Source organism: Stenotrophomonas sp. CCNWLW57 (assembly GCF_037203925.1).
GTDB lineage: Bacteria > Pseudomonadota > Gammaproteobacteria > Xanthomonadales > Xanthomonadaceae > Stenotrophomonas > Stenotrophomonas rhizophila_A.
Window position 1 is genome coordinate 449,906 of record NZ_JBBCBJ010000005.1, and the last position, 7,803, is coordinate 457,708.

The window sequence follows — 7,803 nt, forward strand, 5'->3', positions numbered from 1 at the left end:
CATGGAGGCGTTGCCATTGGCGGGAACAACGCTGGGGACATCACTACCCGCGGCGCGGACCCGAAGCCGCCGCGGAATTTCTGGCAGGTTGCCGGCTTCATCATCGGCATTGCCGGTCTCGGCATTTCCACTTTGGCTTGGTTATTCCCACAGGCATCTTGATGCTCTCGCGCATGTTCTCGTGGCTTCGTCGTGGTCTAGGGATGCCTGCAGCCAAGGTGACTGCGTCCCATGGTGGTGTTGCCATTGCAGGCAATAACCTGGGGGCGATCTACACGGGTCCTGTCCTCAAGGTCGACATCGAGCCTAATGAGGTTTCGGATGAGCGCTTGTGGGAGCGATGCGTCGCAGCCGCCACCAGCGGCGTAGAACATGCGTTATCGAGGCAACTGTTCAACGACACAATCGTATCGGTCAGTCTCATAGAAATTGACACCCAATCAGATGGTTCAACGGATCGACCTCAAGACCCAGATCGCGCCAGAACGCCCCTGAGTGAGAATCGGGTCATCGAGTTGATTGCCTCTGGCCGCAACGTCGTCTTGTCCGGGGAGGGCGGGATCGGTAAGACCACGGCAGCGCTGCGATTGGCTAAGTCCCTGCTCGATGAACGCCCACCCCGCCAACTTCCCCTCTTCTTAGATGCGCCAGCGTGGGCGAGCACCGGCTCAGGACCACTGGAGTTCATCGCGTCGCTTTCCGACTATGCGGCCTCCGATATTACCTCCGCAAGACTTGCCCGGTACGCCAAGGACGGCAGGTTGACGCTCTTCATTGATGGCTGGAACGAGATTTCAGTCGATGCACTGGAATCCGTATCCCGCAGGATGCGAGCATTTCTGGTTGCGACACCCAGCATCAATATTGTTTTGACGACAAGAAATACGAGCCAGCGCCCAGATCTCGGGGCCCCAATCTTGGTGGGCGTTACTGGCCTTGACTGGCGGAGACAGCAAGAGTTCGTCCGAGCAAGTCTGCCTGCTGAAGAGGCAAATATGCTCATCGCGCGCCTGTCGGTGCAGCATCGTCTCAGGTACGCCGCCCGCAACCCGTTGATACTTCGGGGTGTTGCCAACCTTAGTGTACGGGACCAAGTGGCCACAGACAGTTTCACGGTCTATCACGCGATCGTGCGAGCATACGAAAGCGATGGGGTCCGAAGCGCAGCTTTGTCGGCATCTCCATTGCACGGCTTTCATCGCTCGTACCTCGAAGCCATTGCATGGCAGTTAAACTCCGAAGGCGGTACGCGCATATTGATATCGGATGCAAGATCAGTGCTGGCACGCGAAGCCGAAGAACTGCAGTCGAGGCGTCAGATTGTCGGCGATTTTGAGCCAGTGCGACTGCTTCAGGAGTTATGCGATCACCACCTCCTTTTCGAAGAATTCGGTTTAGTTCGATTCGCGCACCAGCGCTTCCAAGAATACTTCGCAGCGAGTAGGTACCTCTCTCTACTTCACCGCCAGTCTGATGACAGGTTCGGTAGCGATATCCTCAATCCTATCAATCTAGCCGCCTGGGAAGAGACGCTACTGCTTGTTGCCGGCGAACTTTCGAGCGATTCTCCGCCGTCTCCGGCAAGATCGAGATTGATGGGAGCTGCTGTCGCCGTTGATCTACACTTCGCCAGCATCCTGTCCGCTGCATCCGGATTTGAAAGGCCTGATAACCCGTCGGCATTCGACGAGCTGGCTTCTCTTGTGACCCGACTTGCTGACTCGCCCGTGACTGCCGTTAGAGAGTACGGTCTGGCCTGCATGATCGACAGTGCTCTTCCGACCTTCTCGGATCGGATTTGGCATTGCCTCGAGCAGCAAGATCAACAGCGTCGGCTGCATTTTCATCGCCTCGGCACTCAGTCCGTCGCCATCCGGCAACTCGGAGCCGATGCCCTGGTTAGACTCCAAGGATGGTCCGTAGAGTGCCATGTGGAATTCATTCACGAGGTGGCGAGCAACCCTGCGAACTGGGAGTACCTGCTGGACTTCGCCTTCAACTCAGCTCGGGACGAGTTGCGCGTAGCGGCGATCTCAGCGATCCGCTGGGAGTATCCGGCTTCGGACGCCGCGCTTGATGCGTGGCTTCAAGCGCCAGACTCGGTCAAGCTGAGTCCCGACCTGCTTCTAGCGCTGGAGGAAGAGCTGGTCGACGCAGATGAAGGTGTGCACGCGGAACTGCGGAGGCTGCATGAGAAAATGCCGGAGGAGCAGCGCCACCGCATTGCGCTACGATTTCAAACGATTCTTCCCCGGCCCCCGGTTGAGCATCTGGTGGGACTTTTGCGAGAAGACGACGCGTACGCCAAAGAGTCTGTCTTGGCGATGCTCACCGAAAGTGATCCAGAAATTGTGGACTCACTGGCAATCGAAATGGCGTTTTGTAGCCGTCACCCGCCTGAGTGGGTGGTCCAGCGAGTCCGTGGACTTGACGAGGGCGCACGCGCCAGCCTATTTGATCGCACATTGCGGGATTTTCCGGATGGTTCTCGCGCAAGCTATGCCCAAGGGCTCTTTGCAGAGTGCGCCAATCTCGAGCAGGTGAGCACAGCGCTGCGAGAGTACTTATCATCACATCTCGAGATGCTTCGCCATCGGGGGAATTATGGGAACAATGACCGCTACTTTGCGCTTCGCTCACTCCTGACCCAGATGGATGGCGACCGATTGATCATTTCTGCCTGCCAAGTGGCGGGAGAGTATGACTTTGACACTCGGCGAGAGATTGCGGGATTGGTTCTAGGTCGAGTAGATGACGATAGCGGCGGTCACATGCGCATGCCGTGGTTGCCCACTATCGAACAGACCGATGCACTAATAGACGCACTTACGGGGAACTCCCAGCCAACCGGGTCGATATGCGCGCTGGCTGAGATCGCCAGCCGCGTCAGTCCGGACCATTATGAGTATCTAATTGCGCAAGCCTGCCAATGGGAGTTGGACCAGTGGCTGTCCTATCGAATTGCAATTACTCAGTGGGTCGAAGCAGGTAGAGCGCGGGAGCGTCCCATGAATCCACCAAACGGCATACTTCTGTCTCGCGTGCTGGCCAGGTGGGGGCGCAATGCCCTTCCCACTCTCAGGCATCTAGCTAAGCATTCACAAGCTGAGCAATTTGTGTTCGAAGCTATGGCAACGATACTCCAGAAGCCATGGCGTTCGATGCTTCCTGCATCGCCATTTGGCCGGTCAAGCAGCCTTCGCATGACCAGACTCCGCAGAGAGACCGGCCGACCCATGCTGCAGCCGTCGTCTGAACTGCAGTTCGAGACGGATGCGATCGCTTCAGAGCTTGTCGACTTGCTGAACATCGCGCTTCGCACGTTCGAGGATATCTCAGTCCAGGATCGCGAGCGGCAGCGCCTCGTGTCCCGGGTTGCAGCACTAGTGTTGGCGTTGGCCCGAATCCCAAGTCCCATCGGTGCATCTCCGGTCCTAGCTGCCATCGCGAGCCCCATAGTTGGTGATAGAACCATGGTGGACGCGGCCAACTCGCTTCTGGATCAAGGTCTGTGCATCAACATGCCTGAGCTAGTCGTAAGGCTGTGTACCCTATGGGATGAGATGGCTGCACACAGATGGCTGGACCAGTCGCGCGCATACGAGTTTAGAACCCTCAGCCACACAGTCCTTCGCCTCCCCCATGAGTTGCTCCCGCACCCGGCATCACACTATCTAGAACGCTGGATGGCTACGGCCGGAAGCTACGACGTTGAGGATCGCCTGGTTGCAGACGGCACCCCTGAGGGTTTCCTATTGCTTCGCCAGATACTCACGATGGCGAATGGTGATTCGCATCGTCGTGAACGCACTGCCTATAGTATCGTGTCAACGCTCTCCTCTGAAAACTGGGCGCAGTTTGCTGAGATGCTTGCGGACGGCACTTTTTTCGGACCTCAATCGAACTTGTGGTACGTCGACGATGTCGCCAAAACTGTTCATGCGAGAGTCGGCCATTGCATGGAAGCAGTGGTAGCCATTCTCGACGGATGTGCACGCAACGGCAGTCGAGGCGGCGTCAGACTCGGCTGCTTGTTGCTGGAGCAAATCCATGCCGGTGACCAGGCAGCCTTCGAATTCGCGACGCGTGTGTTAGGTGACGAGAGCTCTGCGCTTGAGGCGGAGGGCGTCCTGGAGTTCCAACGACTGTTCTTCCGAAAGCAGCAACTGGATGGTCCCGCTTACAGGGTATTGCCCATTGCGTCGAACCGCCTTCGTGGGCTCGTTTTCTCAGTTGCTGCTTCGAGGAGCCGACTCTCGGACGCGGCTAAGACGCTGCTTTGCGAAGTGGAGGAGGAGCGGCGGAGAAGTGGCCGTCCAACTGACGAACCTCGGCATCCGGATCTGAATGGAACCGTCCGCTTGGCTGACATCTTGGTTTCTTAGAAGAGCCCACGCATGTAAGAGTGCCAAAGGCGCTAAGGCAATGGTCAAGCAGTTAATGAGAGCACGCTGAATGCCGAATGATGGTGCTTCGCCCGCGTGAGAGCAGCTGAAGACTTTGTGTCGGCGGTGACTTGACACTTCCGCTCGCCCCGCCATCTACAGCGCCAACGCAATAGCTGTAATGCGCGTTGGGCTCCTGCCCTGGATCCTAAGCCGGGGTACCCTCAATACTGTCGGTTTACTCTCTCGCAGTACGTGCTGGTGGTCTCAACAGTCATCCCCTCCATGGTGGAATCACATTTCGTCTTCCCATTTTGCTCGGAAGCTGCCCTCCCCCTACCCCCGATAAATCCCCCTAATCCTAGCCTACCCACTGGGCAAAGGTCCGCTCTCGGCCAGTAGCGGACTCCGATCACTTTCAATGAGTCGGTCAATGGAGCGCTGTCGGGCCGGTGTACTGACGGCGGAATGCCGTAAGTGAAAGATAAACCTTGGCGTATCACACGTCCGCGCAGCAAAGTTCACTGCTACTTAATCTTCAGCTCCGGCAGAAGGGGATCAACATCAACCAGCTCGAGGGACTTGACCATGTGCAGCGTCCCGTTCTTGTACTTGAGGAAATGCGGACTCTTCACGTGCTGTTCGTATGCCTGCCGACTCGCATATATTTCAAGAATCGTCAGTCTGGTCGGATCGTCTTTGTCGAAGACGGCGTACAACGACAGCACGCCTGGCTCAATCTCCATTGAGGCGCGAACCTCTTCAGCCAAGGCGTCTCGATAAGCAGGGAGATGCTCCGCGTTTACGGTGATCTTTGACAGCCGTGTCATCTGCACCTCCTCAGCTCCAACACTGAAGGAGCATACAGCCATGCCGATCAAGGTTCCGATGAGTATCCTTTTCAATCAACCCTCCAATGTGCGCGTGCCGCTCGGCGCAGAGTTTTTCCGAAGATCATTCCTGCTGAGCCTTGAGCTGGCGTTGAATACCAACGCGGGCACGTTCGGCAGCCTCCAAGCTGGAGTGGGCTTCGAGAACATCGGCCAGCCTGGACAGCTGCTCAGGGCGCACGCCTATGTTCATGCTGATTCCTATGTGAGACTGCAACTGGGGTTCCACCCCGGACATGGCAGCCAGCATGCTGACCGTGGCCAGCTCGCGGCTCTGCCAATCAAGGTTGTCGCGCTCGAAGATGTCGCCAAAGAGATGCGTACGCAGATACTCATTTGCCTGCGGTGCGAAATCGAACAATGGCCCTGAGACCGGACCACCAGCCAGCCTGGTCTGGTTCGCGGTGCCTGCAGCGAGCAACGCGTCGCCCTTGGGAATCGGCTTGCCGGGCTCGCGCCCGGCTTCATCCTGGATGCCCCTCTGCCTGCGTGCCTCCGCCACCTTCATCAGTTCGCTCAATGCGTTCAGGCTCCGCGGAAAGCCCGCATAGGCGTAAACCTGCACGAGGATCTCTCGTGCTTCGGCCAGACTCAGTCCCGCGTCCAAGCCTTGATTCAGCGCGCCCCGAAGGCTCTCCATGTTGCCGGCCGCTGCTGAGGCGCTAATCGGAATAATGGCTTGCTGGCGGGTGTCCAGTTCGGTGGTAGAACCCCCGTTTGATTTGACGTTCATAGCTGCTCCTTCGTAGGCGAAAGCCATCTGTCCCGGACCGGAGGCAAACATCGCCGCACCCATCAGACAGGCGAGACGACTGGACCGCCGTTTCCAATCAATCGCCTTGGTACTGGGCATCGGTCACCTTCTCCAACCAGTTTACGTTCTGACCATCGCGCACGCCGGTTACGGCGAGGTGGGTCATCGCCATACCGGGGGCAGCTCCATGCCAGTGCTTCACCCCCGGCGGGCACCACACTACATCGCCGGAACGAACGACCTGAATGGGCTTACCCCACTCCTGCACGCGCCCGACGCCAGAGGTGACCACCAACCGCTGGCCCGCAGGGTGGGTGTGCCACGCCGATCGTGCACCCGGCTCAAACGTCACCAGCCCGCCGGAGGCGGTGATGCCCGGGTCCGCGGGCCAGAGCGGGTCGATGCGCACTCTGCCGGTGAAGTACTCCGTAGGACCATTCATCGAAGCCTGATTCTCGGCTGTGGTGATTTGCTGTTCGGGCGCCGCAGCTTGGGCATTATGGGGAAGGCCAAGCAGCGCCCAGACAGAGAGGGCCAAGAGCCCGCGAACCGCGGATCGAACCAACATGTCAGCCGCCTCCGTCGGAGCGGGCCGGTGCGTCAGCAGCGGGAGGTCCGGCTAGGTACTGCTCTTCGGTCACATGCTCCAGCCAGTCAACGTTCCTGCCATCCAATGCCTCCTGTACTGCGATGTGTGTCATGGCGGTGGTGGGCGATGCACCGTGCCAGTGTTTGTGACCCGGCGGGCACCAGATCACGTCCCCCCCGCGGATCTCTACGATCGGGCCGCCTTCGCACTGTGTCCAACCGAAGCCGGCAGTAACGATAAGCGTCTGCCCCAACGGATGGGTGTGCCACGCAGTGCGCGCGCCCGGCTCGAAGGTGACTGCCGCGCAGGATACCCTCGATGGCGCAGGGGCGGCATTGAGCGGATCGATCCGGACCGTGCCCGTAAACCAGTCCGTCGATCCTTTGATGGACGCTTGCGTGCCAAGGCGTTTGATTTCCATGTAGCTCACCACTTTGTGGTGTGTTGGGTATGCAAACAACGGCTAGTCGGACTCAATCCGAACCGCGAGCGGCCCTTCCGTGCGAAGGACCTGTAGTCCTCCTTCGATTCGACCCAGTCGGATCAGACCCTTCGAGTACGCAAAGGGCCTGTGAAAAATCGCCAGATTTCCCCACGGCGCATAAAAGGCGATGTCGCCCGCCGCCGGCGTAACTCCCTCTGGCTCACCCGCCACGCTGAGACGGCGGGGAAGCTGCGCGATTTTCTCGGTCGCGGCGTAGTCCTCAAGCTGCAGCGTCAGTGGCAACTGGGCGATGAACTCGCGGGCCGGGATACTGTCTTCCATGGTGGCCGACAGCATCTGATCGTTGATGATCAGTCGAATCTTCATTGAATGAATCTCCGGGTTTGACTCTACCTTTCTGGCTGCAATGGCGTGATGAATGGGCTCGGCAAAACATGCCGCTACTGCCCCGAATGCCAGCAGGAGGCAAAGCAGCGTTCCTGTGATCGACGTAACGCACCTCATCAGCCCCGGGCCTCCACAGCGACCACCGGCCCCGACGTGGTCGTCCGGTAGGACGCCGTGGCATAAGCGAGCAGCGCGGCGCACAGCAACAGGCCAGCACTGGCCAGGAACGTACTGGCAAAGCCGAGACTGTCAAACAGCAGTCCGCCCACGGTCGAACCGAGTGCGATGGAGCACTGCACCACCGCCACCATCAGCCCGCCGCCGGCCTCTGCGTTGTCAGTGAAAGTGCGGGC

Annotated in this window: 6 protein-coding genes and 1 pseudogene; 1 reads left to right on the forward strand and 6 read right to left on the reverse strand. The window is 58.8% G+C overall.

The genetic code is table 11. From position 1 onward, the window contains the following. Positions 1–161 precede the first annotated feature (161 nt). The gene (locus V9K91_RS14745) at positions 162–4,385 is read left to right on the forward strand and encodes an NACHT domain-containing protein (protein WP_337308195.1); all 4,224 of its coding nucleotides are present in this window, start codon (positions 162–164) and stop codon (positions 4,383–4,385) included. Between the two features lie 527 nt (positions 4,386–4,912). On the opposite strand, the gene V9K91_RS14750 is transcribed toward V9K91_RS14745, so the two are convergent. The 6 genes and pseudogenes from V9K91_RS14750 to V9K91_RS14775 form a co-directional block, all read right to left on the reverse strand. Continuing rightward, positions 4,913–5,290 (reverse strand): antibiotic biosynthesis monooxygenase family protein, encoded by a 378-nt coding sequence (locus tag V9K91_RS14750; RefSeq protein WP_336443473.1) that lies wholly within the window; start codon positions 5,288–5,290, stop codon positions 4,913–4,915. Positions 5,291–5,339: 49 nt separating this feature from the next. Continuing rightward, a complete protein-coding gene (locus V9K91_RS14755; protein WP_336443474.1) occupies positions 5,340–6,128 on the reverse strand; it encodes a carboxymuconolactone decarboxylase family protein in 789 nt (262 codons plus the stop codon). Next, positions 6,106–6,597, reverse strand: coding sequence for a cupin domain-containing protein (locus tag V9K91_RS14760; protein WP_306987437.1), 492 nt, complete (start codon positions 6,595–6,597; stop codon positions 6,106–6,108). The genes V9K91_RS14755 and V9K91_RS14760 overlap by 23 nt, the downstream gene beginning before the upstream one ends. 1 nt (position 6,598) lies before the next feature. Then, positions 6,599–7,039, reverse strand: a complete 441-nt coding sequence (locus V9K91_RS14765) for a cupin domain-containing protein (RefSeq protein ID WP_336443475.1) — start codon at positions 7,037–7,039, stop codon at positions 6,599–6,601. Between the two features lie 42 nt (positions 7,040–7,081). After that, positions 7,082–7,429 (reverse strand): cyclophilin-like fold protein, encoded by a 348-nt coding sequence (locus tag V9K91_RS14770; protein ID WP_306987435.1) that lies wholly within the window; start codon positions 7,427–7,429, stop codon positions 7,082–7,084. 137 nt (positions 7,430–7,566) lie between these two features. Then, a pseudogene (locus V9K91_RS14775) lies at positions 7,567–7,803 on the reverse strand (MFS transporter); the annotation flags it as partial.

Bases quoted from the DNA above. Each gene is read 5' to 3' on its own strand.
- V9K91_RS14745 (WP_337308195.1), top strand. From the start codon at position 162: ATGCTCTCGCGCATGTTCTCGTGGCTTCGTCGTGGTCTAGGGATGCCT.
- V9K91_RS14755 (WP_336443474.1), bottom strand. From the start codon at position 6,128: ATGCCCAGTACCAAGGCGATTGATTGGAAACGGCGGTCCAGTCGTCTC.
- V9K91_RS14760 (WP_306987437.1), bottom strand. From the start codon at position 6,597: ATGTTGGTTCGATCCGCGGTTCGCGGGCTCTTGGCCCTCTCTGTCTGG.
- V9K91_RS14765 (WP_336443475.1), bottom strand. From the start codon at position 7,039: ATGGAAATCAAACGCCTTGGCACGCAAGCGTCCATCAAAGGATCGACG.
- V9K91_RS14770 (WP_306987435.1), bottom strand. From the start codon at position 7,429: ATGAAGATTCGACTGATCATCAACGATCAGATGCTGTCGGCCACCATG.